The 280-nt window shown below is 68.6% G+C and carries 1 protein-coding gene; it reads left to right on the plus strand.

Annotation, left to right across the window (positions count from 1 at the left end; all coding sequences use genetic code 11):
- Positions 1-280 (plus strand): hypothetical protein (locus V0R37_RS21965; protein WP_489685815.1); only part of this gene is annotated, 280 nt, incomplete at both ends.

The following is a 280-nucleotide window of genomic DNA, read 5'->3' on the forward strand; positions in this document are numbered from 1 at the left end:
CGCAAGGACAAGCACACCAGCCGCACCGGCTATCAGCCGTGGGTGCTGTGCCGGGAGTCCAGCGGCAAGAGCGCCACCGCAGGGCCGGAGCTGATGCAGCAGGCCGGGCAGGTGCTGGACAGCATCGAGCGCCGACAGGAACGGACGGCACGACTGGCCGAGATCACCGCCCCGCAGAGTGTGCGCCGGTATCGCCGCAGCGCCGTGGACGACTACCGCAGCGAAATGGCCGGGCTGGTCAAGCGGTACGGTGACGACCTCAGCAAGTGCGACTTCATCG

The organism is Pollutimonas rozaliensis (assembly GCF_048751585.1).
GTDB lineage: Bacteria > Pseudomonadota > Gammaproteobacteria > Burkholderiales > Burkholderiaceae_B.